Origin of the sequence: Rhizobium laguerreae (assembly GCF_002008165.1) — a bacterium.
Classification (GTDB): domain Bacteria; phylum Pseudomonadota; class Alphaproteobacteria; order Rhizobiales; family Rhizobiaceae; genus Rhizobium; species Rhizobium laguerreae.
On the sequence record NZ_MRDM01000002.1, the window covers coordinates 479,489 to 506,234 of the forward strand.

At 61.6% G+C, this 26,746-nt stretch carries 27 protein-coding genes; 11 read left to right on the forward strand and 16 right to left on the reverse strand.

All coding sequences use genetic code 11. From position 1 onward, the window contains the following. Position 1 precedes the first annotated feature (1 nt). Both BS630_RS02620 and BS630_RS02625 read right to left on the reverse strand, forming a co-directional pair. On the reverse strand, positions 2-1,051 hold the full coding sequence (locus BS630_RS02620) for a GGDEF domain-containing protein (protein ID WP_077976158.1): 1,050 nt from the start codon (positions 1,049-1,051) through the stop codon (positions 2-4). A 197-nt stretch (positions 1,052-1,248) separates the two neighbouring features. Continuing rightward, positions 1,249-1,740, reverse strand: a complete 492-nt coding sequence (locus BS630_RS02625) for a DinB family protein (RefSeq protein ID WP_077976159.1) — start codon at positions 1,738-1,740, stop codon at positions 1,249-1,251. 157 nt (positions 1,741-1,897) lie between these two features. Here BS630_RS02625 and BS630_RS02630 point away from each other — a divergent pair, with 157 nt between their 5' ends. Together BS630_RS02630 and ndk are read left to right on the forward strand one after the other, a co-directional pair. Beyond that, positions 1,898-2,587, forward strand: a complete 690-nt coding sequence (locus BS630_RS02630) for a glutathione S-transferase family protein (RefSeq protein WP_077976160.1) — start codon at positions 1,898-1,900, stop codon at positions 2,585-2,587. A gap of 81 nt (positions 2,588-2,668) precedes the next feature. Next, on the forward strand, positions 2,669-3,091 hold the full coding sequence (ndk, locus tag BS630_RS02635; RefSeq protein ID WP_003547097.1) for a nucleoside-diphosphate kinase: 423 nt from the start codon (positions 2,669-2,671) through the stop codon (positions 3,089-3,091). Positions 3,092-3,175: 84 nt separating this feature from the next. Here the strand turns inward: ndk and BS630_RS02640 are convergent, their stop codons facing one another. Continuing rightward, the gene (locus BS630_RS02640) at positions 3,176-3,679 is read right to left on the reverse strand and encodes a hypothetical protein (protein ID WP_077976161.1); all 504 of its coding nucleotides are present in this window, start codon (positions 3,677-3,679) and stop codon (positions 3,176-3,178) included. Continuing rightward, entirely contained in the window at positions 3,676-4,221 is a 546-nt protein-coding gene (locus tag BS630_RS02645; protein ID WP_077976162.1) for a CGNR zinc finger domain-containing protein, read from the reverse strand. Before BS630_RS02645 ends, BS630_RS02640 begins: the two co-directional genes overlap by 4 nt. Positions 4,222-4,286: 65 nt before the next feature. On the opposite strand from BS630_RS02645, the gene BS630_RS02650 reads away from it, so the two are divergent. After that, positions 4,287-5,183, forward strand: a complete 897-nt coding sequence (locus BS630_RS02650) for a branched-chain amino acid ABC transporter permease (protein WP_077976163.1) — start codon at positions 4,287-4,289, stop codon at positions 5,181-5,183. 1 nt (position 5,184) lies between these two features. Here the strand turns inward: BS630_RS02650 and BS630_RS02655 are convergent, their stop codons facing one another. The 5 genes from BS630_RS02655 to BS630_RS02680 form a co-directional block, all read right to left on the reverse strand. Further along, positions 5,185-5,646 carry a molybdenum cofactor biosynthesis protein MoaE gene (locus BS630_RS02655; protein ID WP_077976164.1) on the reverse strand — a complete coding sequence of 154 codons (462 nt, stop codon included), beginning with the start codon at positions 5,644-5,646 and terminating at the stop codon, positions 5,185-5,187. 261 nt (positions 5,647-5,907) lie between these two features. After that, positions 5,908-6,162: a molybdopterin converting factor subunit 1 gene (moaD, locus tag BS630_RS02665; RefSeq protein ID WP_017959832.1), complete on the reverse strand. Its 255-nt coding sequence runs from the start codon at positions 6,160-6,162 to the stop codon at positions 5,908-5,910. Continuing rightward, the gene (pgsA, locus tag BS630_RS02670; protein WP_003547103.1) at positions 6,159-6,749 is read right to left on the reverse strand and encodes a CDP-diacylglycerol--glycerol-3-phosphate 3-phosphatidyltransferase; all 591 of its coding nucleotides are present in this window, start codon (positions 6,747-6,749) and stop codon (positions 6,159-6,161) included. Before pgsA ends, moaD begins: the two co-directional genes overlap by 4 nt. A 192-nt stretch (positions 6,750-6,941) precedes the next feature. Next, entirely contained in the window at positions 6,942-8,984 is a 2,043-nt protein-coding gene (gene uvrC, locus BS630_RS02675) for an excinuclease ABC subunit UvrC (protein ID WP_077976165.1), read from the reverse strand. Continuing rightward, entirely contained in the window at positions 8,981-9,748 is a 768-nt protein-coding gene (locus tag BS630_RS02680; RefSeq protein WP_077976166.1) for an SDR family oxidoreductase, read from the reverse strand. The genes uvrC and BS630_RS02680 overlap by 4 nt, the downstream gene beginning before the upstream one ends. A gap of 365 nt (positions 9,749-10,113) precedes the next feature. Between BS630_RS02680 and BS630_RS02685 the strand changes: the two genes are divergently transcribed. Next, positions 10,114-10,749: an outer membrane protein gene (locus tag BS630_RS02685; RefSeq protein ID WP_003547106.1), complete on the forward strand. Its 636-nt coding sequence runs from the start codon at positions 10,114-10,116 to the stop codon at positions 10,747-10,749. 76 nt (positions 10,750-10,825) lie between these two features. On the opposite strand, the gene BS630_RS02690 is transcribed toward BS630_RS02685, so the two are convergent. Together BS630_RS02690 and BS630_RS02695 are read right to left on the reverse strand one after the other, a co-directional pair. Next, entirely contained in the window at positions 10,826-11,422 is a 597-nt protein-coding gene (locus tag BS630_RS02690; protein ID WP_077976167.1) for a glutathione S-transferase, read from the reverse strand. A 59-nt stretch (positions 11,423-11,481) separates the two neighbouring features. Further along, positions 11,482-12,351, reverse strand: coding sequence for a 23S rRNA (adenine(2030)-N(6))-methyltransferase RlmJ (locus tag BS630_RS02695; protein WP_077976168.1), 870 nt, complete (start codon positions 12,349-12,351; stop codon positions 11,482-11,484). A gap of 16 nt (positions 12,352-12,367) precedes the next feature. Between BS630_RS02695 and BS630_RS02700 the strand changes: the two genes are divergently transcribed. Together BS630_RS02700 and BS630_RS02705 are read left to right on the forward strand one after the other, a co-directional pair. Then, a complete protein-coding gene (locus tag BS630_RS02700; protein WP_025393993.1) occupies positions 12,368-14,572 on the forward strand; it encodes a molybdopterin-containing oxidoreductase family protein in 2,205 nt (734 codons plus the stop codon). Beyond that, positions 14,569-15,159, forward strand: a complete 591-nt coding sequence (locus tag BS630_RS02705; protein ID WP_025393994.1) for an NUDIX domain-containing protein — start codon at positions 14,569-14,571, stop codon at positions 15,157-15,159. The genes BS630_RS02700 and BS630_RS02705 overlap by 4 nt, the downstream gene beginning before the upstream one ends. Positions 15,160-15,426: 267 nt before the next feature. On the opposite strand, the gene BS630_RS02720 is transcribed toward BS630_RS02705, so the two are convergent. Together BS630_RS02720 and BS630_RS02725 are read right to left on the reverse strand one after the other, a co-directional pair. Beyond that, a complete protein-coding gene (locus BS630_RS02720) occupies positions 15,427-15,831 on the reverse strand; it encodes a type II toxin-antitoxin system VapC family toxin (RefSeq protein WP_025393995.1) in 405 nt (134 codons plus the stop codon). Next, complete coding sequence (locus BS630_RS02725; RefSeq protein ID WP_017959842.1) at positions 15,831-16,070, reverse strand: type II toxin-antitoxin system Phd/YefM family antitoxin; 240 nt, start codon at positions 16,068-16,070, stop codon at positions 15,831-15,833. The genes BS630_RS02720 and BS630_RS02725 overlap by 1 nt, the downstream gene beginning before the upstream one ends. 180 nt (positions 16,071-16,250) lie before the next feature. On the opposite strand from BS630_RS02725, the gene BS630_RS02730 reads away from it, so the two are divergent. Next, the gene (locus BS630_RS02730) at positions 16,251-17,420 is read left to right on the forward strand and encodes an alpha-D-ribose 1-methylphosphonate 5-triphosphate diphosphatase (protein WP_077976169.1); all 1,170 of its coding nucleotides are present in this window, start codon (positions 16,251-16,253) and stop codon (positions 17,418-17,420) included. Here the strand turns inward: BS630_RS02730 and purN are convergent. Then, a complete protein-coding gene (gene purN, locus BS630_RS02735; RefSeq protein ID WP_077976170.1) occupies positions 17,417-18,088 on the reverse strand; it encodes a phosphoribosylglycinamide formyltransferase in 672 nt (223 codons plus the stop codon). The genes BS630_RS02730 and purN overlap by 4 nt on opposite strands. After that, positions 18,085-19,158 (reverse strand): phosphoribosylformylglycinamidine cyclo-ligase, encoded by a 1,074-nt coding sequence (gene purM, locus BS630_RS02740; protein ID WP_077976171.1) that lies wholly within the window; start codon positions 19,156-19,158, stop codon positions 18,085-18,087. Before purM ends, purN begins: the two co-directional genes overlap by 4 nt. 245 nt (positions 19,159-19,403) lie before the next feature. Here purM and BS630_RS02745 point away from each other — a divergent pair, with 245 nt between their 5' ends. From BS630_RS02745 to ppx, 4 genes are all read left to right on the forward strand, one after another. After that, positions 19,404-20,528 (forward strand): AI-2E family transporter, encoded by a 1,125-nt coding sequence (locus tag BS630_RS02745; RefSeq protein WP_017959846.1) that lies wholly within the window; start codon positions 19,404-19,406, stop codon positions 20,526-20,528. Further along, positions 20,521-21,234, forward strand: coding sequence for a DnaA regulatory inactivator HdaA (gene hdaA / locus BS630_RS02750; RefSeq protein WP_077976172.1), 714 nt, complete (start codon positions 20,521-20,523; stop codon positions 21,232-21,234). Before BS630_RS02745 ends, hdaA begins: the two co-directional genes overlap by 8 nt. Positions 21,235-21,300: 66 nt before the next feature. Continuing rightward, positions 21,301-23,505, forward strand: coding sequence for an RNA degradosome polyphosphate kinase (locus BS630_RS02755; protein WP_077976173.1), 2,205 nt, complete (start codon positions 21,301-21,303; stop codon positions 23,503-23,505). Positions 23,506-23,517: 12 nt separating this feature from the next. Further along, positions 23,518-25,035 carry an exopolyphosphatase gene (gene ppx, locus BS630_RS02760; RefSeq protein ID WP_077976174.1) on the forward strand — a complete coding sequence of 506 codons (1,518 nt, stop codon included), beginning with the start codon at positions 23,518-23,520 and terminating at the stop codon, positions 25,033-25,035. Between the two features lie 272 nt (positions 25,036-25,307). Here the strand turns inward: ppx and BS630_RS02765 are convergent, their stop codons facing one another. Further along, positions 25,308-26,666 carry an esterase-like activity of phytase family protein gene (locus BS630_RS02765; protein WP_077976175.1) on the reverse strand — a complete coding sequence of 453 codons (1,359 nt, stop codon included), beginning with the start codon at positions 26,664-26,666 and terminating at the stop codon, positions 25,308-25,310. Positions 26,667-26,746: the final 80 nt, after the last annotated feature.

Sequence of the window (26,746 nt, forward strand, 5' to 3'; positions counted from 1 at the left end):
CTCAGCGGCCGAAAGCCTGCACCGGCTGTCGGGGGTTCGATTGCGCGGCGAGAAGTGCCACCCGGGCATTGGCCTGCAACTGTCCCGGCGTTGCCGCATCGGTGCTGAGCGCTACGCCGATCGAGATGGTGAGCCTGCCGGGATCGGCCTTGTCGGATGTCGCAAAGACCAGATTGTCTTCGACGGAGGCGCGCAGGCGTTCGGCAATCGTCATCGCATCCTGCATGCCGACGTTGGAAAACAACAGGGCGAATTCGTCAGCCTCTGTGCGGGCGACGAAATCGTTTTTCTTGACCGACTTGCTGAACAGGCCGGCGAGCTTCTTCAGGAGCTTGTTGCCGGCTTGGGTGCCGTATTTGTCGTTGAGTTCGGTGAAATTGTCGATATCGACCATGATCAGCGCGCTGCCGGCGGCACCTTCCTCGCGCTTGTAGAGATCGGCGATCGTCCGGTTCAGCGCGATGCGGTTCGGAAGTCCGGTGATCCTGTCGGCGATCGCGGCCGATTGCATCGCCGAAATGCCGCGCTCCAGCGTTTCCAGCGTCTTGATATCGTCCTGCAGCTTCGCGCCGATTTCCATCTCCGCTGCAAGAACGGTCGAAAGCGACGCAGTGAGGTAGTCGATCTCGCTGAGAAAGGCGGCAAGGCTCTGGTCGTCCTGTCCGGAGACGGATTTCAGGATCGTGCCGCAGGCGCGCGCAAAGGCATTCTTGTGCTTCAGCCCTTCGGCAAGCCTTTCCGCCACGTCGCGCAGCATCCGGCTCGCCTCGTTGCGTGATGTCTCGCCCGCCAGCCCGCAATGGCCGACGAGGCGGTATTTCAGGCCGAGTTCGTCGAGCATTGGCTGCTGCGGCTGGGACCCGAGTGCTGCGATATCCTGCGCAAGGCCGGCATTGAGCCCGACGATCGCCTCGTGAAAGAGTTCGTAATTGCGCGGCAGTGCCGGGACGTTCAGGCGCGCCATGTGCTGGGCGATCTTCTGAATATCCGCCATCGGTGCGGAGCGCGCAGCCTCGCGCGGCACCAATGCGTTTGCGCTTGCATTCTGCATGACAATCCCTCGCGGCCCGGCCTCATCTCTCACATCCGCTATGCCCGCAAGCTTTTAAAAGAGGCTGAATTTTCAACGGGAATCCCGGGATTGGCGGGTGGAACCGGCAAAGGCGGTTAATTCAGTGTTGATGGCCGGAAAAGTGTGAGCGGTTTTCGGATGACATCATGTTCCAACTTTTCAATTTGGATCGGGCCTCACATCCATTCGTGGCCCTCGCTGCGCAGGAAGTAGATGAGATCAAGCACGAGGCTCGGCTTGCCGAGCGCCGTCAGCGTCATGTGGCACTGGCCGCGATGATGGGTCTGGTGGTTGAAGAAATGCGCCAGCGCTGCCGACAGAGGCTGGGTGATCTCGACCGGCTGTACCACTGTTACATAGGTGAAGTTGGCGGCAAGCGCCGCCTCGTCCAGCATGCCTGTCCAGGCAATGATCCGCTCGTCCTCTGCTTTGCGTGCGGCGGCAAGCGCATCCAGATCTTCGAAGAGCACGGCATCGAGTGTCGTCGGTGCTTCGCCGGCGCCGGTGAAGCGCTTCATCCATATTCGGTCGGCGACGATCAGATGATTGAGCGTGCGATGCAGCGAGCCGAAGAAGGCGCCGCAGTCGCTGCGGAATTCTGCATCGCTGAGTTCGGCGGCAGCCGCATAGACTTGCGTGTTGGCCCAGCGATTATAGGCGGCGAACATCCTGTAATGTCTGAGCGTTCTGTCCCTCCCGGATTGGTCGCGGCAGTTTAGCCCCTTTTCCCGGAAATCGCAGTGATGCGCCCATGAAATTTCCTGATTTGATCGCAGGCGCTTTCTGTCGTCGAATGCATGGAGCTGCGATCTCGAAAGGACTGTTATGACCAGAGCCCTCTATTCCCTCTGCGGCGCCGACGAGCGGCGCTTCTTTTCGCCCCATTGCTGGAAGGCTGTCATGGCGCTCGCGCATAAGGGGCTCGATTTCGAGGAGATTCCGACGACTTATGCCCGCATCCGCGCGATCGGCGGCGGTGTCTCGTCGATCGTGCCCGTTCTCGACGACAATGGCCGGCTGGTCTCCGACAGTTTCGACATCGCCCTCTATCTGGAGGAGGCCTATCCCGAGCGGCCGTCACTGTTCAACGGCGAGGGCGGCAAGGCGCTGTCGCGCATGGTGGAAGGTTATTCGCAGATGATCATCCATCCAGCGATCATGCGCATCGCCCTTCTCGACATCCATGCGAACCTCGATGAGGCAGACAAGGCCTATTTCCGCGAAAGCCGGGAGGCTCGGCTTGGCAAGCCGTTGGAAGTGGTTGCCGCCGACAGCGAGACGGAGAAAGCCACCTTCGGCGCCAAGCTGGAGCCGCTCCGGCACATGCTGAAGTTCCAGCCCTTCATCGGCGGGCAGGCACCGCTCTTTGCCGACTATATCGTCTTCGGCGCGCTGCAATGGCTGCGTGTGTCCGCCGGTCTCGCCATGCTAGCTGCCGACGATCCCGTCATGGCCTGGTTCGAACGCTGCCTCGATCTTCACCAATGCCGCGGCAGGACTGTGACAGCGGCGTGAAATTGCCGCCTACCTCTTGTTTTCGGGCGTTGGGGCGGGTAAAGACCGCCCACTTTTCCCGAGAAAACAGAGGATTTGACTATGGCGATTGAACGCACCTTCTCGATGATCAAGCCTGATGCAACCAAGCGCAACCTGACGGGCGCCATCACCAAGATGCTCGAAGATGCCGGCCTGCGTGTCGTCGCTTCCAAGCGCGTCTGGATGAGCCGTCGCGAAGCCGAAGGCTTCTACGCCGTTCACAAGGACCGTCCCTTCTTCGGCGAACTGGTCGAAGGCATGACCTCCGGCCCGACCATCGTCCAGGTGCTGGAAGGCGAAGGCGCGATCCTCAAGAACCGCGAGATCATGGGCGCGACCAACCCGGCAAACGCTGACGAAGGCACGATCCGCAAGGTTCACGCTCTGTCGATCGGCGAAAATTCGGTTCACGGCTCGGACGCTCCGGAGACGGCTGCCCAGGAAATCAAGTACTGGTTCTCCGATACCGAAATCGTCGGCTGAGGCCACGCTTCGGCATTCGCCGGCAATGCCTTGAATTGACTCTCGAAAGCCGGGGCCTCGCTCCGGCTTTTTCCATGCATTTCTCTATGCCGGACATTTGTCCGTATTCGAGAAATCGACGCTGCCGTCAGGCTTGAAGACCTCCGGGTTCTTGTCATAAAACGCACCTACCACGAGCGGCTTGCTCGGCAGGACGGTCTGGTCGAGGTCGGACCGGAACTGCGTCTTCAATTCCTGCAGCACCTTGCCGTCCTTGTCGACCAGCCGGACGCTGACCGAATAGGGACGGTCCTTGCGCACGCAATGCAGGTTTTCGCTCTGCAGCGCGATCTTGTCGTCGATCGGGTAGATCTTCTGGTTCAGCACCAGCGGATCGCCACCTTGCGGATTTTCGAATTCGGCGATGATGACCGAACCGTCGGGAATAGGCCCCGTCTTCTTCAACGTCAGCAGATAGGTGGCGCTCGCCACCCGATAGTTGAACACGAAGAGATGGCCCGTGACCTCGACCAGATTTTCAGCCTGGCGCTGGCAGGCTGACAGCATCAGCCCGGCCACCGCCGCCATCACGATCCAATGCTGTCTCATGGCGTCTCCTCCTTCTTGCGGCGATAGTGACGGTTCGCCTTGGCGCGGTTGCCGCAGACCGCCATGTCGCACCAGGCCCGGCTCCTGTTCTTGCTGCGGTCGATGAACAGCCAGCCGCAATTGCCGCAGATCTTCATGCGCTCCGGATCGGGCATGGCGATCAGCCGCAGCGCCGAATGGGCGGTCGCCGCAACCAAGCTGTCGGGCCTCGTGTCGCGCAACGCCTTCGCCAGTGCCTCCAGCAGGCTAGCGAGCAGTTGGTCGTCGCCTCCATCAAGTATACGCTCGCGGAAATAGAGGTCGATCGCTTCCCGCAGCGCGATGAAATCCGCCTCGTTTTCCGCCGCCACCGGCGCGATGTCGCCGAAGAGGGCGCGCTCGGCGCAGAATTCGGCGGCGGCGCGCGGAAAGCTCCGCATCTGGTCCCTGACCGCGAAGCGGTCGATCCGCCGCGATGCATCGTGGCGCAGAACGACGCTGTTGACGACATCGAGCGCCAGTGCGCCGCCGGTAAAGCGGTGAGGGGTCCAGGAAAAACTCATGATGAAATTATAACTGGTGAAATAGGTTTTACCAGTTATAATTTTGCTGACGCGGAGTGTCCGGAATGGCTTATCTTCTGCAGCAGCTGGCGAATGCGGTTCCGCTTGCCGCCCTCTATGCCGCGCTCGCCTTCGGTTATGCCGTCGCCTTCGGCGTGACGAAGCGGACCGATATCACCTATGGGGCGATCTTTGCCTTCGCGAGCCAGATCCTGCTGCTCTTCACCGAACTCGCCTTCAACCGCTTCTGGCTGGTGCTGCCGGCCGCCCTTGCCGTCGGCGCCGGCGCTTCCATCGTCTATTCGCTGGCGGCGGGCCTATGGATCGGTCGCTCGATCATGCTGCCGCTGGTCAGCAAGTCGCCGAATACGGTCATCGTCGCTGCCCTCGGCATCATGATCGTCCTCATGGAGACCGCCCGGCTTGCCGCCAATACCCGCGCCATCTGGCTGCCGCCGTTCCTGAACGACACGGTCGTCTTCTGGAGCGACGGCCCGTTCAAGGTGACGCTCACCCATATCCAGTTGATCGACACCGCACTGATGTGCGCCATCGTCGTCGTGGGTGCGCTGATCCTCAGGCGCACGGCCTGGGGCCGCGTCTGGCGCGCCGTCACCGATGATCCGCTGGCCGCCGAACTCTGCGGCACCAGCGCCAACCGCGTCTTTCTTGTCGCCTATGGGGCCGCAGCCCTCGTCGCCACCATCTGCGGCATCCTCGCGACTTTCTACTACGGCTCGATGGATTTCGGCGCCGGCCTTATGTTCGGGTTGAAGGTGCTGCTGATCGCAGCCGTCGGCGGCCATTCCGATCCGCTGCGCTCGGCAGGCGGCGCTGCCGGGCTTGCCGTTGTCGAAACCATGTGGGGCGCCTACGGCCCCTTCGTCTGGCGGGATCTGGTCGTTTTCTCGCTGCTCGTCCTGCTCCTGGTGATGAGCCGCAGGGAGCGCGTGGTTCTCTAATTTACTTCCACTTGTCACGCGCCGCGTCGTCGGCGTCTTTCGCCGAGACCCACTCGCCGGTGGTGCCATCTCCAGCGTGCTCCTTCTTCCAGAAGGGGGCTGCAGTCTTCAGGAAATCCATGACGAAATTGGCGCCGTCGAACGCCGCCTGCCGGTGCGGCGCGGCTGCGACGACGAGCACGATATTCTCGCCGGCAGCGATCTTCCCGTAGCGGTGGATGGCGGTCAGCCCGAGCAACCCGAAACGCCCGATGGCAAGATCGCCGATGCGCCGCATCTCCGCCTCCGCCATGCCGGGATAATGCTCGAGTTCGAGGGCGGCCAGTGTCCCGCCTTCATCACGGCAGAGGCCGGAAAAAGTGACGACGGCGCCGATGCCGGCTTTGCCCTTGGAGAGGCGATCGACCTCGGCTTGCAGGTCGAAGTCCTCATGCTGGACGCGGATGGTGGGGGTGATGGTCATGATAACATCCCCAACTGCTTTGATGTCGTAGCGGAGGCTATGGAGAGGGCGTGCCGTGCCAACCCCCCTCTGCCCTGCCGGGCATCTCCCCCACAAGGAGGGAGATTACACGTGGCTTGACCATCGTGCCCATCTACAGTTTTGCCGGGCTGAAACGCCGATTGTTTGGGGAAGCCGGTGCGCCCAGCCAATCTCCCTCCTTGTGGGGGAGATGCCCGGCAGGGCAGAGGGGGGTAGCGACACGGCATCACGGTCACCGCCCTATCCACCCGTCATCGGCGGAAATATCCCGATTTCCCGTGCGCCTGATATCGGTTCGTCATGCTCGACATGCTCCATGTCGAGCGCCACGCGGATCACGTCGGGATATTGAAGTGCGGTCTCATATTCTTCGCCCAGCGTCTTCAAATGATTCAAGAGATCGGCGACGGTGACGACGGAGGAGGGGAGGTCGATCTCCTCCTCGCCCTTGCCGATGCGCTCGCGCACCCAGGCGAAATAGACAAGTCGCGTCATTCTTCGTCATCCACGATATGTTTCACCCCGGCGCGGAAATAGTCGTAGCCGGTATAGATCGTCAGCAGCGCCGCGATCCACAGCAGCGCGATGCCGGTCTGCGTCGTATAGGGGAAAATCTCGTCGCCGGCCGGGCCGGCGAGCAGGAAGGCGATGGCGACGAGCTGCAGCGTCGTCTTCCACTTGGCGATCCGCGTCACCGGGACGCTGACCTTTAGCGCCGCCAGATATTCGCGCAGTCCCGACACCAGGATCTCGCGGCAGAGAATGGTGATCGCTGCCCAGATCGACCAGCCGGCGATCGTCTGGTCGGCCGCGACCAGGAGAAGGATCGAGGCGACCAGCAGCTTGTCGGCGATCGGATCGAGCATGCGGCCGATATTCGACGTCTGGTTCCAGATGCGCGCGAGATAGCCGTCGAGGAAATCGGTGAGCGAGGCGATGACGAAGATCCACAGCGCCACCCAACGCGCCGTATTGCTGATCGACAGCCTGCCCTCGATGAAGAAGCAGAGAACGATCAGCGGTACGGCGAGGATACGGCCGTAGGTCAGAAGATTGGGAATGCTGTACGCACGCGATGCCATGGGATCGTTTCTCTGAATTGATGCACCGCTACAGCGCCGCGCGCCTTTTCAGACGAGCCAAGGACGCTGTAACACTTTAGAACCTCCGCATCATGCTCGGGCCGATGCGGTAGATGACGGCTTTGGCCGCGGACCGTCAACATTCTTTCTGTCTTTTCACCGCCTTTGCGTGGAATTTGCGACGGACGCCGGTTATTTCGCGGCGTCGTCGTGGAAATGGTTATAGACCTGCCTGGCGACGGCTTCCGATATGCCTTCCACCGCCATCAGGTCGGACAGGGCTGCGCGCGAAACCGCCTTCGCCGTACCGAAATGCTGGAGCAGCGCGCGTTTGCGCGACGGGCCGATGCCGCCGATCTCGTCGAGCGGGTTCTTGATCATTTCCTTCTTGCGCCGCGCCCGGTGCGAGCCGATCGCGAAACGGTGCGCCTCATCGCGCATGCGCTGGATGAAGTAGAGCACAGGATCGCGCGGCGGCAGCGTGAAACTCTCGCGTCCGGCCGGGAAGAAACGTTCGCGCCCGGCATCGCGGTCGACGCCCTTGGCGATGCCTATCGCCGTCACGCTGTCGGTGATGCCGAGCTCGGCAAGGATGGCGCGCACCGCCGTCATCTGCCCCTGGCCTCCATCGATAAGGATCACATCGGGCCAAGTCGGGAAGGGCATGTCGGCTGCATCGGGCGTGGCCACCTGCGCCGTCCGGTCAGGAATGCCTTCCTCCTTGATCAGCCGCGAGAACCGCCGCGTCATCACCTCTTTCATCATGCCGAAGTCGTCGCCGGGCGTGATGTCGGTCGATTTGATGTTGAACTTGCGGTACTGGTTCTTGACGAAACCTTCCGGCCCCGCGACCACCATGCCGCCGACGGCATTGGTGCCCATGATATGCGAGTTGTCGTAGATCTCGATGCGCTGCGGCGCATAGGCAAGCCCGAAGGTCTCCTTGAAACCTTCGAGCAGCCGCGACTGCGACGCCGTCTCGGCAAGCTTTCGCCCATGCGCCTCGCGCGCATTGCCGACGACATGGTCGACCAGATCCCGCTTCTCGCCGCGCTGCGGCACGAGGATGGAAACCTTGTGGCCGGCCTTTTCGCTGAGTGCGGCGGCCAGTAGTTCCAACTCCTCGACCGTCTGTGACAGCATGATCTGCTTCGGCACCGGCTTGTCGTCGTAGAACTGCGCGAGGAAGGAGTTCAGCACCTCGGCGCTCGAAAGCTGTGGATCGGCCTTCGGGAAATAGGCGCGGTTGCCCCAGTTCTGGCCGGTGCGGAAGAAGAACACCTGGATGCAGGAGATGCCGCCTTCATGGTGGATGGCGAAAACGTCAGCCTCCTCGACGCCCGCCGGATTGATCCCCTGATGGCTCTGCACATGCGACAATGCCGCCAGGCGATCACGATAGATCGCCGCCCGCTCGAAGTCGAGGTCCTCGGCCGCCTGGTTCATGGCCTCGGCCATATGCGACTTCACCTTCTGGCTCTTGCCGGACAGGAAGTCCTTCGCCTCCTGCACCAGTTCGCCGTAACCCTCGTCGCTAACCTCATGTGTGCACGGCCCGGAACAGCGCTTGATCTGGTAGAGCAGGCAGGGTCGCGTGCGCGTTTCGAAGACGCTGTCGGTGCAGGTGCGGATCAGGAAGGCGCGCTGCAGCGAGTTGATCGTCCGTCCGACCGCGCCGGCCGAAGCAAAAGGTCCGAAATAGTCGCCCTTTCGCGCTCTCGCACCGCGATGCTTGAAAATGGCAGGCGCCCGGTGGTCGCCGGTGATGAGGATATAGGGAAAGGACTTGTCGTCGCGCAAAAGCACATTAAAGCGCGGCCGCAAGCGCTTGATCAGATTCGCTTCCAGAAGCAGCGCTTCGGTTTCCGTGCGCGTCGTCACGAATTCCATGTTCGCCGTCTGGCGCACCATCTGGGCGATGCGGTTGGAATGCACGCGGCCGACGGCGTAATTGTTGACGCGTTTCTTCAGGCTGCGCGCCTTGCCGACATAGAGCACGTCGCCTTCGGCGTTGAACATGCGGTAGACGCCGGGGCTGTTCGGCAGCCGCTTGACGAATTCGCCGATCAGGTCCGCACCGAGGAGCCCGGTTTCATTGAGGCTACCCGCATTCCAGTCGACCGTCGCCGTAAGCGGCGCGGCGACGGAAGCGTCGCCTTCCACCTCGATATCGTCTTCGCTCTCGTCCGTCTCGTCGTAGAGAACGCCGCCATCCGGCAGCTTTCGTCCGTTCATTCCGTAATCTCCGCCACATCGGGCGTCTGCCAGGCGAGGTGCTGGCCGCCGTCGAGGGCAATCATCTGGCCGGTGATCGAGGGCGTGTCGTAAAGGAAGCGAATCGTTTGTCCGAATTCCTCCAGCGCCGGCCCTCGCTGCAAGATAAGGGCTGAGACCTGCGCTTGGAAGTCCTCCATCGCCTGCCGCTCGCTCGGCATCGAGGGGCCGGGGCCGATGGCATTGACGCGGATGCGCGGCGCCAAAGCCTGTGCAAGCGTCTGCGTCGCCGTCCACAACGCGGATTTGGAGAGGGTATAGGAATAGAAGCTGGGCCTCAGCGCCCAAACCCGCTGGTCGATGATATTGACGATCAGCCCCGCTGCGTCAGCGGGCATCTGCTGCGCGAAGGCCGCCGCAAGGATAGAGGGGGCACGGACATGCAGGTCGAAGTGCAATGCCCAGGTGGCGGCATTGAAACTACGCGCTGAATCATGCTGGAAGACCGACGCATTATTAACGAGCAGATCGAGCGGCCCGAGCGCTTCCGCCGCCTTCGCGATCAACGCGCCCGTTTCGCCGAGATCGCTAAGGTCAGCCTGCAGCGCGATCGCCCTTTGTCCCTTCCGCCGCAATTCCGTCACCAGCTCTTCGGCCTCGCCGATGGAGCCGTTCGCGTGGATCGCAACGGAAAAGCCATTTGCAGCAAGGTCTTCGGCGATTGCCCGGCCTATTCTTTTAGCAGCCCCTGTTATAAGGGCCGAGCGAAGTCTTTTGTGGTTCAAAATCGTGCCTTCTGATCCCGCGAGTCTGTCAGCAGACTATATAGGGGCCGACGGAGATTATATAAATAGGTCGTTGCGGTTGCGTCGGGGAAGGGGATATTCTATGTATTATTTAAGAATACGATTTCTTAAAATAAGTATTTTCAGTTTAACACTTCAGTAGGGTTAATGAAGTGTATGTTGCGCCAAAGCAACATCGAATTTCAGCCATCCGGCAGCCACAATGATATCACAATTTGGCTCTTTCAAATCCGCATTTCAGTTCCAATTTCAGTCTCGATCCGGAAGGGACATCTGGCAATATCCCGCCAATGCTTCACTGATAGACAGTTGACAAGCGGCGCGGGACTGAAAGGAGACTAAGTATGCGTGTACTCATTGCTGGCCTCATGGCCTCCGTTTTTGCAATTGCGGGCGTCTCGGCAGCTCAGGCGGCCGATGCCGTCGACCAGGTTCCGGAAGCACCGGTCGCCCAGGAAGCTCCGGTCAAGCCGGCTGGCAACTGGGAAGGTTTCTACCTCGGCGGTGCCGGCACCTATAACATGGGTGACTTCGGTTCCGACCGCCACACCTACGGTTTCGGCGGCCAGGTCTTCACCGGCTACAACTGGCAGCAGGGCCAGATCGTTTACGGCGTTGAATCCGATCTCGGCTACAGCGGCGACGACGTCTCCTCGGGCGGGGTCGAGAACAAGTATGGCTGGAACGGCTCCGTCCGTGGCCGCGTCGGCTACGACATGAACCCCTTCCTGCTCTACGGCACGGCCGGTCTTGCCATCGGCGACGTCAAGGTTTCCGACGACACCTCGGATGAAAGCAAGACGAACTTCGGCTATACGGTCGGCGCCGGCGTCGAAGCCTTCGTGACCAACAACATCACGACGCGCCTCGAATATCGCTACACCGACTACCAGAGCAAAGACTACGACCTCGACTCCGGCAGCTTCTCGCGCGGTTACGACGAGAACAGCGTCAAGCTCGGTATCGGCGTCAAGTTCTAAGCTGATTGATATCCGAACATGGAAAAGCCGGGCACCTCGCCCGGCTTTTTGCTGTCATCTCGTTGTTTCCGAGAGCTCAACCGTCAGACTTGAGCTCGCTATGGGCCGGGAATTTCTTGTCGAACTGCCGCTGCCAGTCGATCAGCGGCGCATGATCGGCTTCCCACTGGTCCTTGAAGCGCAGCTCGAGATAATCGAGCGTCGCGGCCAGCGCGAAATGTCCGCCATTGAGCCTCTTGCCTGTTTTCGGCGGATTGGCGCTGAGATGAGCGAGCCCGCTCGTCGCCTTCTTCCACTGCCGGTCGATCCACGGCTGGTGAACCTTTTCCTCGTCGCGGAAGCGCCGCTCGTAGACGATCGCGAGCAGGCAGTCGCAGATGCCGTCGCAGAGCGCCTCGAGGATTTCCGCATCCGTGCGCTTGCCCTTCTTGGAAGGGTAGAGCCCGCCCTTCGTCAGCCGGTCGAAATAATGCATGATCGCCACGCTGTCATATATCGCGACCTCGTCATCGGTCAGCAGCGTCGGGATCTTACCGAGCGGATTGTTGTCCACCAGGATCGCCGGTCCGGTATTGGTGTCGACCCGGATGGCGTTCAACTCCAGGCCCAGAAAATGCGCGGCCATCCGCACCTTGTTGGAATAGGGCGAGGCGGGCGAACAAAGGAGCTTCATGGGACACCTGATGAGGTTGTAGACTGCGGCGCGGACTATTCCTGAAGGCGATTGGCTGGTCAATCGTCCTTGACGGCCTTGTTTTCGCCGCGCAGCCAGAAGGCGCGGTGCGAGGCGAAACGGTCTTGCGCCAGATGATCCTTCAATGCGGGCAGCAATTGGTGCAACTCGTCCTTCAGCGTGAAGGGCGGGTTGACGATGACGAGGCCTGAGCCCGTCAGTCCGGTAATGCCGCGGTCGCTGCGCACGGTGAGTTCGGCGCAGAGCATTTTCGGGATGTCGAGCGCCTGCAGGGTCTCGTGGAACTCCTTGATCGGCGCGCCCTTCTTCAGTGGATACCACAGGCAATAGGTGCCGCCGGGAAAGCGCCGATAGGCCTTTTCCAGTCCCTCGGCCAGCCGCTGATATTCGTCCTCCTCCTCGAAGGGCGGATCGACGAGCACGATGCCGCGCTTCTCCTTCGGCGGCAGATGGGCGCCGAGCGCCAGCCAGCCGTCAAGCTCGGTGATGCGGGCATGGTGATCACCCTCGAACAGCCGGTGCAGCCTGACATAGTCCTCGGGATGCAGTTCCATCGCCGACAGCCGGTCCTGCGGTCGGAACAGCATGCGCGCAAGTTTCGGGGAGCCGGGATAGAAGCGGATGCCGCCCTCAGGATTGAGTTCGCGGATGGCCGAGAGGTAGGGCTCCAGCAGTTCAGAGACCTGAGGGCCGAAGTCTGCCTCCATCAGCTTGCCGATGCCATCGAGCCATTCGCCGGTTTTCTGCGCTTCTTCCAAGGAGAGGTCGTAGAGCCCGATGCCGGCATGCGTGTCGAGCACGCGGAACCCGCCATCCTTCTTCTGCATGTAACGGATCAGCCGCGCCAGCACGACATGTTTCAGCACATCGGCAAAGTTGCCCGCGTGATAGATGTGGCGGTAGTTCATGTTCGCTGATGTCCGTATGAATTCGCATCATGGGAAATTTTTGTGGCTTTTGGCCGTGCAAGCCTTGGAATATACAAATGCCATGAACATTGCGACCCCCATCCACGCCAAATCAGAAAAGCCGGACAACAGGGTGGGCCACACGGCCTGTCCGCATGACTGTCCCTCCACCTGCGCGCTGGAGGTCGAGATATCGGAGGATGGCCGCATCGGCCGTGTCCGCGGCGCCAATGACCACTCCTACACGTCAGGTGTCATCTGCGCCAAGGTCGCCCGTTATGCCGAGCGGCTCTACCATCCCGACCGCCTGATGCATCCGTTGCGTCGCACCGGCGCCAAGGGGGCAGGACAGTGGCAGCAGATTTCCTGGGACGATGCGCTGGATGAGATCGCAGAAGCCTTTGTGAAGTCCGAGGCAAGGGACGGCAGCGAGGCGATCTGGCCCTATTTTTACGCCGGCACCATGGGCTGGGTGCAGCGCGATTCGATCGATCGCCTACGTCATGCCAAGCGTTACTCCGGCTTCTTCTCCTCGATCTGCACCAACCCCGCCTGGACCGGCTTCACCATGGCGACCGGCACGCTGCGCGGTCCCGATCCGCGCGAGATGGGCCGCACCGATTGCGTCGTCATCTGGGGCACCAACGCGGTGTCGACCCAGGTCAATGTGATGACTCACGCCATCAAGTCGCGCAAGGAGCGCGGCGCGAAGATCGTCGTCATCGACATTTATGACAATCCGACGATGAAGCAGGCCGACATGGCGCTTGTCGTCAGGCCGGGCACCGACGCCGCGCTCGCCTGCGCCGTCATGCACATCGCCTTCCGCGACGGTTACGCCGACCGCGAATACATGGCGAGATATGCCGATGATCCCGCCGGTCTCGAAGCGCATCTGAAAACCAAGACGCCGCAATGGGCCGCCGCTGTCACCGGCCTTTCGGTCGAGGAGATCGAAGCCTTCGCCAGCCTCGTCGGCACGACGAAGAAGACCTTCTTCCGCCTGGGTTACGGCTTCACCCGTCAGCGCAATGGCGCGGTCGCCATGCATGCGGCCGCCTCGATCGCCACCGTTCTCGGTTCCTGGCAGTATGAGGGCGGGGGCGCCTTCCATTCGAACAGCGATATTTTCCGCATGAACAGCGCCGAACTGACCGGCCGGTCGATGAAGGATGCCGATATCCGCATGCTCGACCAGTCGCAGATCGGCCGCGTGCTGACCGGCGATGCCGTGGCGCTGCGCCACCGCGGCCCTGTCACGGCGATGCTGATCCAGAACACCAATCCCGCAAACATCGCGCCCGAGCAGCGCCTCGTCAGACGCGGCTTCGCCCGCGATGATCTCTTCGTCGCCGTCCATGAGCAATTCATGACCGAAACGGCTGAGATCGCCGATATCGTCATTCCGGCGACGATGTTCGTCGAGCATGACGATATCTATCGGGCCGGCGGCCAGAACCATATCCTGCTGGGGCCGAAGCTGGTCGAGCCGCCGCCAACCGTGCGCACCAATCTCTTCGTCATCGAGGAACTGGCCAAACGCCTCGGCGTCGCCGATCGCCCCGGCTTCGGCTTCACCGCCCGCGAGATGGTCGACCGCATCCTCGAATCGAGCGGCCTGCCGGGCTACGACCATTTCCTCGAACACAAATGGTTCGACCGCCAGCCGGCTTTCGAGGAAGCGCATTACCTGAACGGCTTTGCCCATCCGGATGGCAAGTTCCATTTCCGCCCGGACTGGATCAATCAGCCGGCGCCGAACAAGCCACCGGCGGCGATCGGCGCGCTCGGGCCGCATGCCGCGCTTCCGGCTTTCCCTGATCAGGTCGATGTCATTGAAGTCGCCGATTCCGAACATCCCTTCCGGCTCGCCACCTCGCCAGCGCGCAACTTCCTGAATTCGAGCTTTTCCGAGACCAAGACCTCCCGCCAGAAGGAAGGCCGCCCTGAAGTGATGATCAATCCGGCCGATGCCGAAGCCAATGGCATCGCGCAGGGCGATCTTGTGCGCATCGGCAACAGCCGCGGCGATCTGCGCATCCACGCCCGCATCACCACCGAAGTCAAATCCGGCGTGCTGATCGCCGAGGGGCTTTGGCCGAACAAGGCGCATGTCGACGGCGAAGGCATCAACGTCTTGACCGGCGCCGACCCTGTCGCGCCTTATGGCGGGGCGGCCGTCCACGACAACAAGGTCTGGCTTCGCAGGGACGCAGCATGATGCAGCCGAAATCACGCGTGAAGATCGCCGGCGAGGAAACCCTGTCGAATGGGTGGACGCGGCTGAGCAGCTACCTGCTCGACTATATCGACCGCCAGGGCGCAACCCAACGGTTGAAGCGGGAAGTCTATCACCGCACACCGGCCGCCTGCATCCTGCTTTATGATCCCAGGCGCGACCTCGTCGTTCTCGTCCGCCAATTCCGCCTCGCCGTTCATCTCAACGGCGATCCGGCCTGGATGATCGAGGTGCCGGCCGGCCTTCTCGACGACGACCATCCGGAAGCAGCGATCCGTCGCGAGGCGATGGAGGAGACCGGCTATCACCTGCGCGATGCGCGCTTCCTGTTCAAATCCTATACCTCGCCGGGCGCCGTCACCGAGGTCGTGCATTTCTTTGCAGCCCTCGTCGACACCGCCGATCGCGTCGCCGAAGGCGGCGGCCTAGACGAGGAACATGAGGATATCGAAGTTCTCGAGATCCCGCTCGACGAGGCGGCAGCGATGATCGAAACCGGCGAAATCTTCGACGTCAAGACGATCGTGCTTCTGCAATGGGCTCTGTTGAACAGGAAGACGCTTTCTTAGAGCCTTTCCTGGTCAGATTGTAGCATTCTGCCGGAGCAGGTTTTCGTCAGGGCAGAGGCGATTGGCGAAGGGCATACCTCTTGGTACGTCCGAGCCGATCGCCTTTGATCCTGGCGGAAAGATGCCCGGCCCTTCGGGTTGGCTGAAACGGGCCGGCTGATCGACCGGCCGGCTTGGCCGTAGAGCTTGGCTACGACGCGCGCCGGCCGGTTGACCATCCGACTCCGTTTGAGCCAACAGAATGCTGCAATCTGACCAGGAAAGGCTCTAACCCAGCCCGAAGGTGAGACTTTCCGCTGACGCGGCACGCTCCAATCTGGCGTCCAGCGTCGCAAGCGATACGTTCTCTGCGACCGCAAGCGCCAGATAAGCGGCGTCATAGGCCGATAGCTGATATTTTCCGGCAAGTCGTAAGATGGGAAGATGGTCTTCGCTTAAGACAGTGCGCAGCGGCAGGCTGGTGAGCCGCATGAGACAAGCGAGCACATCCTCGTTGGAGATGCGTTTCCGCCGTTCCGCGGTCAACAGGATGTTGCGTATCTCATGCCAGAAGAGATCGGGCACCAAGGCATCTTCCGTTTCGAGAAACGACAAGGCTTCTTCGGCAGTCCGGCTTTCCTCATCGGTAAGCAACCAAGCCGCCGCAACAGAAGCATCAACCACGAACGGCATCAGCGCTGGCCTTCGCGCCGCCAGGCTTGAATTTCAGCCGCGGTTGCTCCGGCGCGTTCTGCCCGTTCGCTGCGGAGTGCACGGATGGCGTCGAGCCTCTGGCGACGGTCATCGATCTTGATCATGCGGGCGACCGCGTTGTTGCCGCGTGATATCACCACATCTTCGCCTGCTTCCACCTTTGTCAGAAGCTCCGAGAGATGCGTTTTTGCCTCTGCCACTTTCACTTTGATCGTCATGGCCACCGTCCACTTTGTCTCTAATATAATGTTATGTCAAAACTTGGTCAACTGATTGGTCAAGTATGGCAAAGCAAGAACGGAAAGGGTAAGAAGTTTGGAAGTTCTTCATGCAGTTGTCACGAAGCGGTTCTATGCGCTGCGGTTTGTCAATCATCGGATGCGGTCAGGAGAAAGCCCATGTGGCTCGGCAATTTCACCCTCGTTCTCCCAGACGAGGTGGTGAGTGAAGGTTCCGTGCGTGTTGAGGATGGCGCCATCGCCGAGATCAGGCCGGAGCCGGTCGCAGGTGCTGTGATCGATGGCGGCGGGCGGCTGCTGATGCCGGGCTTCGTCGATCTCCACGGGGATATGATCGAGCGCGAGATTGCCCCGCGGCCGAACGCGACGATGCCGATCGATTTCGGCATCCACGAACTCGACAAGAAACTTGCTGCCGCCGGCGTCACGACGGCGTTTGCCGCCGTCTCCTTCGCGACCGAAAGCGTCTACGGCCACGTCCGCTCGCTGGAGACGACATCGGCGGTGATCGAAGGCATCAACCGCCTGCGTGACGATCTGCTGATCGACCACCGTGTCCACGCCCGCTACGAAATCACCAATGTCGGTGCAGCCCCTGCACTCGAGCGCCTGCTGAATGACGATCAGATCGACATGGTCTCGTTGACCGATCACACGCCGGGCCAGGGCCAGTACAACAACTTGCAGAGCTACATCCTCAGCATTTCCGAGCGTCGTGCCATCTCCGAGGAAATGGCGGCGGAGATCGTTGCCAAGCGCATCGCCATGCGCAGCAATCCTGACATCGAGGCCAAGCTGAAGGAGATTGTCGCGCTGTCGCTGAAGCACAAGCTGTCGCTTGCCTCCCATGACGATGACAGCGTCGAAAAGGTCGCCGAGATGCATAATCTCGGCGTCACCATCAGCGAGTTTCCGGTCACCGCACCTGCGGCGGAGGAGGCGCGCCGTCGTGGCCTCTGGACGTTGATGGGCGCGCCGAACGCGCTGCGCGGCCAGTCGATGTCAGGCAATCTCAGCGCGCTCGATGCCGCAAGCGCCGGCCTGCTGAGCATCATCGCCGCCGATTATCATCCGGCCGCCTTCGTGCCCGGCATCTTCAAGCTTGCCGATATGGTGGAAGGTGGCCTGCCGGCAGCCGTTGCCATGGCGACCGGCAATGCGGCCCGCTCGGCCGGCCTGTCGGATCGTGGCGAGATCGCCATCGGTCAGCGCGCCGATCTGATCGTGGTCGAGCCGGGTGATATCAATCGCATCCGCGCCACCTTCCGCGCCGGCCGCTTCGTCTACAGCGACGGCACGCTGCATCCATTGCGGGCGCTCGCGGCTTAAGCGCGATCGCCGATCAGTGAAATCAGCTGAGCCTTGGGCACAGCGGTCGAGGCCTCCGCACCGACGGCCCTGCCGGCTTCCATCATCACGCGGCCCTCGGCAAAGAGCCGCAGCGCTTGCGGGTAGATCTGGTGCTCCACGGTGAGCACACGTGCGGCAAGGCTTTCGGCCGTGTCGCCGGAAAGAACCGGTACGGCCGCCTGGCCGATCACCGGCCCCTCATCCATGCCTTCGGTGACGAAATGCACCGTGCAGCCGGCGATCCGCATGCCGGCGTCGATCGCACGCTGATGTGTATGCAGGCCGGGAAACAGCGGCAGCAGGGAAGGGTGGATATTGAGCATCCGGCCTTCGTAACGCTGGATGAATGTCGCCGTCAGCAGCCGCATATAGCCTGCCAGGCAGAGAATGTCGGGTTTAAGCTCGTCGAGCGCCGAAAAGATCGCCGCTTCGTGCGCGTCCTTGCTGGCATAGTCCTTGCGGGGAAAGGCGAAGGTGGCGATGCCTTCGGCAGCCGCCTTGGCAAGCCCGCCGGCATCCGTCTTGTCGGAGATCACCCCGACGATCTCGGCCGGATAGTCGGCTGCCTTTGCCGCCGCAACGAGCGCCATCATGTTGGAGCCGCTGCCTGATATGAAGACGACGGCGCGTTTGCGCGGCGAGCTCATATGGCAAGCGTGCCCTTGTAGACCGTGCCGGCAGCGCCCTCGTCACGGGCGATCATGCGGCCGAGCGTGACAACCGTCTCGCCTTCGGCTTCGAGTGCGGCGGAAACCGCTGCAACATTCTCACCGGCGACGACGGCGATCATGCCGACGCCGCAGTTGAAGGTGCGCAGCATTTCCTTGGATTCGACGCCGCCCGTCTTGGCGAGCCATGAAAACACCGGCGGCACCTTGACAACGGCAAGATTGATCTCGGCCGCCAGGTGCTTCGGCAGCACGCGCGGAATATTTTCCGGGAAGCCGCCGCCGGTGATGTGCGCCAGCGCCTTAATGGCGCCGGTCTCGCGGATCGCCTTCAGAAGCGGCTTCACATAGATACGGGTCGGCTCGAGCAGGGCTTCGCCAAGCTTCTTGTCTTCGGTGAACGGCGCCGGTGCATCCCAATCGAGGCCGGACAGTTCGACGATCTTGCGCACCAGCGAGAAACCGTTGGAATGGACGCCGGAGGAGGCGAGGCCGAGGATCACGTCACCCTCGGCAATATCGCCTGATGGCAGCAGCTTGCCGCGTTCGGCAGCACCGACGGCAAAGCCCGCGAGATCGTAATCGCCGGAGGAATACATGCCGGGCATTTCGGCCGTCTCGCCGCCGATCAGCGCGCAGCCGGCCTCACGGCAGCCGGCGGCAATGCCGCCGACGATGGCCGCGCCTTGGTCAGGGTCGAGCTTGCCGGTCGCGAAATAATCGAGGAAGAACAGCGGCTCGGCGCCCTGCACCACGAGGTCGTTGACGCACATGGCGACGAGGTCGATGCCGACGGTGTCGTGATAGTCGGCATCGATCGCGATCTTCAGCTTGGTGCCGACGCCGTCATTGGCGGCGACGAGAACCGGGTCGGTAAAGCCTGCCGCTTTGAGATCGAAAAGCCCGCCGAAGCCGCCGATCTCGCCGTCGGCGCCGGGACGGCGGGTCGAGCGCACCGCCGGCTTGATCTTTTCGACGAGCAGGTTGCCGGCATCGATGTCGACGCCCGCATCGCTATATGTCAGGCCGTTTTTCCCAGACTGGCTCATGCTGGTCTCCGATGGCTATTTCAGGCGGCAAACGTGCCGCGTCATCTGCCGGTCGCAATTGCATGACAGGGGCTTTTATGCAAGCGCTGCATGGCGAAAGCCCCCAATTTCCCGCGTCTTCTTCCGGCCTTTCCGGGATTTGGCGCGACAGGGTTGACCATCTTTGCGCCTGCATCCTATGTGCTCAATGGCCGCTTCGGATCGGATGCGGCGTCAGACGGCGGCGAGCGATCAGCGGGGAAGCAATGCCACAGCAAGTCAGCGGCAATAGTCTCAAACGTCAGATTTTCTTCTGGCTGGTGGTGCTCGTCTTCTTCATCGTCTTTCTCTACGTCTTCAGCTCGATCCTGCTGCCCTTCGTCGCCGGCATGGCGATCGCCTACTTCCTCGATCCGGTGGCAGACAGGTTGCAGCGGCTGGGACTGAGCCGCATGATGGCGACCATCGGCATTCTCGTCGCTTTCGTGATCGTCTTCGCGCTGGCGCTGATGATCCTCATTCCGGTGCTGATCAGCCAATTCAACGATTTCGCTCAACGTCTGCCGGGTTATATCAGCCAATTACAGCAGTTCATCGCGCAGGCGCAGAATTCGCTGCTGCCGGACTGGGTTGAGAACCAAGTGGGCACGATCAAGGACAATCTCTCGGGCATCCTGTCGGAGGGCATGGGCTTCCTCACCGGGCTCTTTGCGCAGATCTGGAATTCCGGAAAGGCGATCGTCGACGTCATATCGCTGCTCGTGGTCACCCCCGTCGTCGCCTTCTACATCCTGCTCGATTGGGACCGCATGGTCGCCAAGGTCGATCAGTGGATCCCGCGCGATTATGTCAGCGATGTCCGCCAGATCGCCAAGGAGATCGACCAGGCAATCGCCGGTTTCATCCGCGGCCAGGGCTCGCTCTGCCTCATCCTCGGCATTTATTATGCCGTCGGCCTCTCTCTCGTGGGGCTGAATTTCGGGCTGCTGATCGGCCTCTTCGCTGGCATGATCAGCTTCATTCCCTATGTCGGCTCGATGGTTGGTCTCGTGCTGGCGGTCGGCGTCGCGCTTGTGCAGTTCTGGCCGGATTATCCGTGGATCGGCCTGGTGCTCGTCGTCTTCTTCAGCGGTCAGTTCCTCGAAGGTAACATTCTGCAGCCGAAGCTCGTCGGCTCCAGCGTTGGCTTGCATCCGGTCTGGCTGATGTTCGCGCTCTTTGCCTTCGGCGCGCTCTTCGGTTTCGTCGGGCTTCTGGTCGCCGTGCCGGCGGCGGCGGCGGTCGGCGTCCTTGTTCGTTTCGCACTTTCACGCTACCTTCAGAGTGATCTTTATTTTGGCGGGTCGCCGAGTGGCAGTGCCCGGAAGACGAAATCAGTTCCCAATGAGTGACGCGAAAAACGCTGATCCGAAGCGCAAGGCCGGAGAGCAGCTGCCGCTGGTCTTTTCGCACGATGCCGCAAGCGGGCGCGACGACCTCCTGATCTCGGAGCGGCTCGCCGCCGCCGTTTCGATCGTCGATGCCTGGCCGGCATGGCCATCGCCGGTGGTCGTGCTCGCCGGCCCCGTCGGCTCGGGAAAATCGCATCTCGCCCGGATCTGGCGGGAATTGAGCGGCGCCGTCGACATCCACCCCGAGCGTGGCTCGGATGCGGCGGTTGCCGCTGCCGCCGGCCCGGTGCTGTTCGAGGACGCCGACCGCCTCGGCTTCGACGACAATGCGCTCTTTCACGTCATCAACAGCGTGCGCGAAAACGGCACCAGCCTGTTGATCACCAGCCGTCTCTGGCCGATGTCGTGGCCGGTTTCGTTGCCCGATCTGCGCTCGCGCCTGAAAGCGGCAACCGTCGTCGAGATCGGCGAACCCGATGAGGCGCTGTTGTCGCAGGTGATCGTCAAGCTCTTCGCCGACCGGCAGCTTTATATAGATGACAAACTCGTGCTTTATATCGTGAACCGGATGGAGCGGTCGCTGAACGCGGCCCAGACAATCGTCGAAAGGCTTGACCGGCTGGCCCTGTCGCGGGGCACGAAAATTACCCGGTCTCTTGCTGCCGAAGTATTGAATGAATTGGGAAATTCGGAACCGGCCGATTGACTGTCACAGTTCCGTCGTCAAACTGATATAATTGCCTTTGGCGATTGAAAACGGGGTAAGCGGACCATGGATAGTGCAGTCGCAGAACATCAGGAACTCACTCCGGAAATCAACGACAACACCCCTCCGCTGGAAGAGCTGCTCAAGAGCCCCGAGCGCTTCATCAACAGAGAATTCTCCTGGCTGCAGTTCAACCGCCGTGTCCTCGAAGAAACGCTGAATACCGAGCATCCGCTGCTCGAGCGTGTCCGCTTCCTGTCGATCTCGGCCGCCAACCTCGATGAATTCTTCATGGTGCGTGTCGCCGGCCTCGAGGGCCAGGTACGCCAGAATATCGCCATCCGCAGCCCGGACGGCAAGACGCCGGCCGAGCAGCTCGACTCGATCCTGCAGGAGATCGACCATCTGCAGATGGAGCAGCAGGCCTCGCTCGCCGTGCTGCAACAATATCTCGCCAAGGAAGACATCCTGATCGTGCGCCCCGGCGCCCTGAGCGAGGGCGACCGCCAGTGGCTGGCCGCCGAATTCGAACAGGCGATCTTCCCGGTGCTGACGCCGCTGTCGATCGATCCCGCCCATCCGTTCCCCTTCATTCCGAATCTCGGCTTTTCGATCGGTCTGCAGCTCGTCAGCAAGAACGGCCGCGAGCCGATGACGGCGCTGCTGCGCCTGCCGGTGGCGCTCGACCGCTTCGTCCGCTTGCCGGATGATGGAAACACAATCCGCTACATCACGCTGGAAGACGTCGCCAACATTTTCATCCATCGGCTCTATCCGGGTTACGAGGTGCAGGGCTCCGGTACGTTCCGCGTCATCCGCGACAGTGATATCGAAGTCGAGGAAGAGGCCGAGGATCTCGTCCGCTTCTTCGAAACGGCGCTGAAACGCCGCCGCCGCGGCAAGGTCATCCGCATCGAGACCGATTCGGAAATGCCGGCGTCGCTGCGCCAGTTCGTTGTCCAGGCGCTGAGCATCCCAGACAACCGCGTCGCCGTTCTGCCGGGTCTTCTGGCGCTGAACACGCTGTCGGAGATCACCAAGGCGCCGCGCGACGATCTGCGTTTTGCCCCCTACAATGCGCGATTTCCCGAGCGCGTCCGCGAGCACGCCGGCGATTGCTTCGCCGCCATCCGCGAAAAGGACATGGTCGTCCATCACCCCTACGAATCTTTCGACGTGGTGGTCCAGTTTCTTCTCCAGGCTGCGCGCGATCCTGACGTCCTGGCGATAAAGCAGACGCTTTACCGCACCTCCAACGACAGCCCGATTGTCCGCGCGCTGATCGACGCCGCCGAGGCCGGCAAGTCGGTGACGGCGCTGGTCGAGCTCAAGGCCCGCTTTGACGAAGAGGCAAACATCCGTTGGGCGCGCGACCTCGAACGCGCCGGCGTCCAGGTCGTCTTCGGCTTCATCGAGCTCAAGACCCACGCCAAGATGTCGCTGGTCGTCCGTCGCGAGGATGGCAAACTGCGCACCTATTGCCATCTCGGCACCGGCAACTATCACCCGATCACCGCGAAGATCTATACTGATCTCTCCTACTTCACCTGCAATCCCGTCATCGCCCACGACATGGCGAACATCTTCAACTTCATCACCGGCTACGGCGAGCCGGAACAGGGCATGCAGCTCGCGATCTCGCCCTATACGATGCGCTCGCGCATCCTGCGTCACATTGAGGAAGAGGTCCAGCACGCCAGGAACGGTGCGCCGGCGGCGATCTGGATGAAGATGAATTCGCTTGTCGATCCCGACATCATCGACGCGCTCTATCGCGCCAGCCATGCCGGCGTCGAGATCGATCTTGTCGTGCGCGGCATCTGCTGCCTGCGTCCCCAGGTGCCCGGCCTTTCGGAAAAGATCCGCGTCAAGTCGATCGTCGGCCGCTTCCTCGAACACAGCCGCATCTTCTGCTTCGGCAACGGCCACGGTCTGCCGTCCGACAAGGCGCTGGTTTATATCGGCTCGGCCGACATGATGCCGAGAAACCTCGATCGCCGTGTCGAAACCATGGTTCCGTTGACAAATCCGACCGTTCACGAGCAGGTCTTGTCACAGATTATGCTCGGCAACGTGATTGACAATCAACAAAGCTACGAGATATTGCCCGACGGTACGTCGCGTCGCATGGAAGTGCGCAGGGGCGAAGAACCGTTCAATGCGCAGCAGTATTTCATGACCAATCCGAGCCTGTCAGGCCGTGGTGAAGCTCTGAAGTCCAGTGCGCCGAAGCTGATCGCCGGCCTGCTCGAAGGCCGCAACAACAAGTAATACTGGACCTAAATGGTTGAATCTGAAGCCCAGGGGCGCCTTCCGGGGATCGCCCCGGTCTCCGTTGTCGATATTGGATCGAATTCGATCCGTCTTGTCGTCTACGAAGGCATGTCCCGTTCGCCCACCGTCCTCTTCAATGAAAAGGTCCTCTGCGGCCTCGGCAAGGGTGTCGCCCTTACCGGCAAGATGGATGAAGACAGCGTCGCGCGGGCTCTGGCGGCGCTGCACCGTTTCAAGGCTCTATCCGACCAGGCGCGCGCCGCCACCATGTATGTGCTGGCAACGGCGGCCGCGCGCGAGGCAAGCAACGGTCCCGATTTCATCCATCAGGCAGAAACCATCCTGAACCGCAAGGTCCGCGTGCTCTCGGGTGAGGAGGAGGCGAAATTCGCTTCGCTCGGCATCATCAGCGGTTTCTATAACCCTGACGGCATTGCCGGCGATCTCGGCGGCGGCTCACTGGAACTGATCGATATCAAGGGCAAGGAGTTCGGCAAGGGCATCACGCTGCCGCTCGGCGGCCTGCGCCTGTCGGAATATGCCGGCGGTTCGCTCTCCAAGGCCCAGACCTTTGCCCGCAAGCAACTGAAGACGGCAAAGCTGTTGTCGAAAGGCGAGGGCCGCACCTTCTACGCCGTCGGTGGCACCTGGCGAAACATTGCCAAGCTGCACATGGAAATCACCCATTATCCGCTGCATATGATGCAGGGTTATGAGGTGTCTTTCGAAGCGATGATGCTGTTCCTCGAACAGCTGACCGCGCGCGATTCCCGGGAGCCGGCGCTGCAGGTTGTTTCCAAGCACCGTCGTTCGCTGCTGCCCTTCGGCGCTATCGCCATGAAGGAAGTCCTGAGCGCGATGAAGCCGTCGGTGATTTCCTTCTCGGCGCAGGGTGTGCGCGAGGGATATCTTTATTCGCTGTTGTCGGAGTCCGAACGCCGCCTGGATCCGCTGCTTGCCGCGGCCGGCGAACTGGCGATCCTGCGTGCGCGTTCGCCGGAGCATGCCCGCGAGCTCGCGGAATGGACCGGCCGCATGATGCCCCTTTTCGGCATCCAGGAAACCGACGAGGAAAGCCGCTACCGTCAGGCCGCCTGTCTGCTGGCCGATATCAGCTGGCGCGCCCATCCTGACTATCGCGGCCTGCAGGCGCTGAACGTCATCGCCCACTCTTCCTTCGTCGGCATCAGTCATCCCGGCCGCGCTTTCATTGCGCTTTCCAACTATTACCGTTTCGAAGGCCTGCATGACGACGGCGCCACCGGCCCGCTGGCGCAGATCGCCGCGCCGCAGCTCATCGAGCGCGCGAAGCTGCTCGGCGGCATGCTGCGCGTCGTCTACCTGTTCTCGGCCTCGATGCCCGGCATCGTCAAGAACCTGACCTTCCGCAAATCCTCGAGCCCGGACCTCGACCTCGAATTCGGCGTGCCTCCCGAATATCGCGACTTCGCCGGCGAACGCCTGGACGGCCGCCTACAGCAGCTGTCGAGGCTGACGAACAAGCGGTTGGCGTTTCGGTTCGAGTAGGTCTGATTTGCGGCCGTTGTGCCGAGCAGGCCCCCTCTGGCCTGCCGGCCATCTCCCCCCAGGTGGGGAGATCACAAGTGGCATGACCTTCCCGCATCTTGAACGTCAAGCCGAGTTGAATCGCTGATTGTTTGGGGAAGCCCTTGCGCCCAGCCAATCTCCCCACCTGTGGGGGAGATGCCCGGCAGGGCAGAGGGGGGCACACACGGCACAGCGTCAACGAAAAAGGCGGCGCCTGCGCACCGCCCTCTCTATCTCACATCACGCTCGAATTACATCGCGTTCAGGAACTCGCCAACCTCGATCAGGCTGAACTCGTTATTGTCGGCCTTGTCGGCGGCGCGGCCGGCCGAAAAGGGCAGGTTGTTGTCGTTGCCGATGATGATGTGTGTGGCGTCGACGCGGTCGACGTTTTCGATCGTCACGAACGGCATGTCGTAGGCGCCGTCCTTGCTGCCGGCCCTCTTCTTGTTGTCGGGGTCGTGGATGTTGAGGAGGTCGATATAGCCGATCTTGCGGACGGACTTGCCGACATTGGCATCGTTGAACTCGATCTTGTAGACGCGCTTCAGCACGGCCGGAGCTTCGAAGCAATCCGGCTTCGGCTGCTTCGGATCGGCGCAGGCCTTGTCTGCCGTGCCGGCGCCGTTATCGCGCTCGATGACGAGAGCGGTCGTGTCGTCGAGCATGTTGAAGTCGCCGATCGACACACCCTTGTCTTCGAACGGATAGAACCAGCTGCGGCCGGTCCACTTCTTCGACGCGACGTCGAATTCGATGACGCGAATGGCGGTGTGGCCGTCGATGGTTTCCACCGTGCCGTCATCCTTGTAGATGGCGCCTTCGAGCAGGCCGTAGAGCTTGGCGCCGTCCTTGGACATGGCAAGGCCCTCGAAGCCGCCGGAGCGCTTCAGATTAAAGACCGGCATCTTGGCGGCCGGGTTGGCCGGAACCGAGAGAAGCGGATTGTCGGGCGAAAGCACCGGCTTGCCGTCGAGCGTCGTCGGGATGACGTCGGTGAGGCGGCCTGACATGTCGAACTTCAGGATGTAGGGACCGAATTCGTCGCCGAGCCAAAAGCCGTCGGCAACCGGCTGGATCGATTCGATGTCGAAGTCGGCGCCGGTGAGATAACGCGTGCCGGTGCCTTCGAGAACGATCGGGAACGGAGCAATCTTGTTCGGATCGGAGAGAAAGAGGTTCTTGACGACTTCAGCCTTGTTGCCGGCCCAGTCGAACTTCATCTGGTGCAGGAAGAGCATGGAGTCCGACGAATTGGACTTCGAGCCGAAACCGTTGTCGGAGAGCGTCCAGAAAGTGCCGTCGGCCATCGTCTTGACGCCGGAGAAACCCTGGATCGGCTGGCCGTCGAAGGGAAGCTTCAGATCGGTGACGCGGGCGCCGTCCTTACCGGGGACGGTGCCGAGCGCTTCAGTGCGCTTGCGGTCCGGCGTCGTAAACTTGCCGGAATGCTTGAGGAATTCGGGGGCATCGGCCGGCGCCGGAACCATGGTATTGGCGGGCAGGATCGCCTGGCCGGCGAGCTTGGCCGGGAACTGCTGCTGGTCGGCCGAAGCGGAGCCCGCGACCAGGATCAAAAGCGATACGGAAGCAATAAGGACGTTCTTCATAATATCCCCGTGGAGCGGATTGCAAAGGCCTTCCGCTTAGCAGGGCTTCCGTGTCAGCGAATTGACGGTTGGGTGAAGCT

Coding starts and splice junctions, on each gene's coding strand:
- BS630_RS02730 (WP_077976169.1), top strand. CDS start 16,251: ATGTGGCTCGGCAATTTCACCCTCGTTCTCCCAGACGAGGTGGTGAGT.
- BS630_RS02755 (WP_077976173.1), top strand. CDS start 21,301: ATGGATAGTGCAGTCGCAGAACATCAGGAACTCACTCCGGAAATCAAC.
- BS630_RS02625 (WP_077976159.1), bottom strand. CDS start 1,740: ATGTTCGCCGCCTATAATCGCTGGGCCAACACGCAAGTCTATGCGGCT.
- BS630_RS02650 (WP_077976163.1), top strand. CDS start 4,287: ATGGCTTATCTTCTGCAGCAGCTGGCGAATGCGGTTCCGCTTGCCGCC.
- BS630_RS02640 (WP_077976161.1), bottom strand. CDS start 3,679: ATGAGACAGCATTGGATCGTGATGGCGGCGGTGGCCGGGCTGATGCTG.
- purN (WP_077976170.1), bottom strand. CDS start 18,088: ATGAGCTCGCCGCGCAAACGCGCCGTCGTCTTCATATCAGGCAGCGGC.
- ndk (WP_003547097.1), top strand. CDS start 2,669: ATGGCGATTGAACGCACCTTCTCGATGATCAAGCCTGATGCAACCAAG.
- BS630_RS02695 (WP_077976168.1), bottom strand. CDS start 12,351: ATGAACTACCGCCACATCTATCACGCGGGCAACTTTGCCGATGTGCTG.
- BS630_RS02655 (WP_077976164.1), bottom strand. CDS start 5,646: ATGACCATCACCCCCACCATCCGCGTCCAGCATGAGGACTTCGACCTG.
- purM (WP_077976171.1), bottom strand. CDS start 19,158: ATGAGCCAGTCTGGGAAAAACGGCCTGACATATAGCGATGCGGGCGTC.
- BS630_RS02645 (WP_077976162.1), bottom strand. CDS start 4,221: ATGAGTTTTTCCTGGACCCCTCACCGCTTTACCGGCGGCGCACTGGCG.
- BS630_RS02620 (WP_077976158.1), bottom strand. CDS start 1,051: ATGCAGAATGCAAGCGCAAACGCATTGGTGCCGCGCGAGGCTGCGCGC.
- BS630_RS02765 (WP_077976175.1), bottom strand. CDS start 26,666: ATGAAGAACGTCCTTATTGCTTCCGTATCGCTTTTGATCCTGGTCGCG.
- BS630_RS02700 (WP_025393993.1), top strand. CDS start 12,368: ATGAATTCGCATCATGGGAAATTTTTGTGGCTTTTGGCCGTGCAAGCC.
- BS630_RS02685 (WP_003547106.1), top strand. CDS start 10,114: ATGCGTGTACTCATTGCTGGCCTCATGGCCTCCGTTTTTGCAATTGCG.
- BS630_RS02720 (WP_025393995.1), bottom strand. CDS start 15,831: ATGCCGTTCGTGGTTGATGCTTCTGTTGCGGCGGCTTGGTTGCTTACC.
- moaD (WP_017959832.1), bottom strand. CDS start 6,162: ATGACGCGACTTGTCTATTTCGCCTGGGTGCGCGAGCGCATCGGCAAG.
- BS630_RS02745 (WP_017959846.1), top strand. CDS start 19,404: ATGCCACAGCAAGTCAGCGGCAATAGTCTCAAACGTCAGATTTTCTTC.
- BS630_RS02630 (WP_077976160.1), top strand. CDS start 1,898: ATGACCAGAGCCCTCTATTCCCTCTGCGGCGCCGACGAGCGGCGCTTC.
- uvrC (WP_077976165.1), bottom strand. CDS start 8,984: ATGAACGGACGAAAGCTGCCGGATGGCGGCGTTCTCTACGACGAGACG.
- BS630_RS02705 (WP_025393994.1), top strand. CDS start 14,569: ATGATGCAGCCGAAATCACGCGTGAAGATCGCCGGCGAGGAAACCCTG.
- ppx (WP_077976174.1), top strand. CDS start 23,518: ATGGTTGAATCTGAAGCCCAGGGGCGCCTTCCGGGGATCGCCCCGGTC.
- pgsA (WP_003547103.1), bottom strand. CDS start 6,749: ATGGCATCGCGTGCGTACAGCATTCCCAATCTTCTGACCTACGGCCGT.
- hdaA (WP_077976172.1), top strand. CDS start 20,521: ATGAGTGACGCGAAAAACGCTGATCCGAAGCGCAAGGCCGGAGAGCAG.
- BS630_RS02725 (WP_017959842.1), bottom strand. CDS start 16,070: ATGACGATCAAAGTGAAAGTGGCAGAGGCAAAAACGCATCTCTCGGAG.
- BS630_RS02690 (WP_077976167.1), bottom strand. CDS start 11,422: ATGAAGCTCCTTTGTTCGCCCGCCTCGCCCTATTCCAACAAGGTGCGG.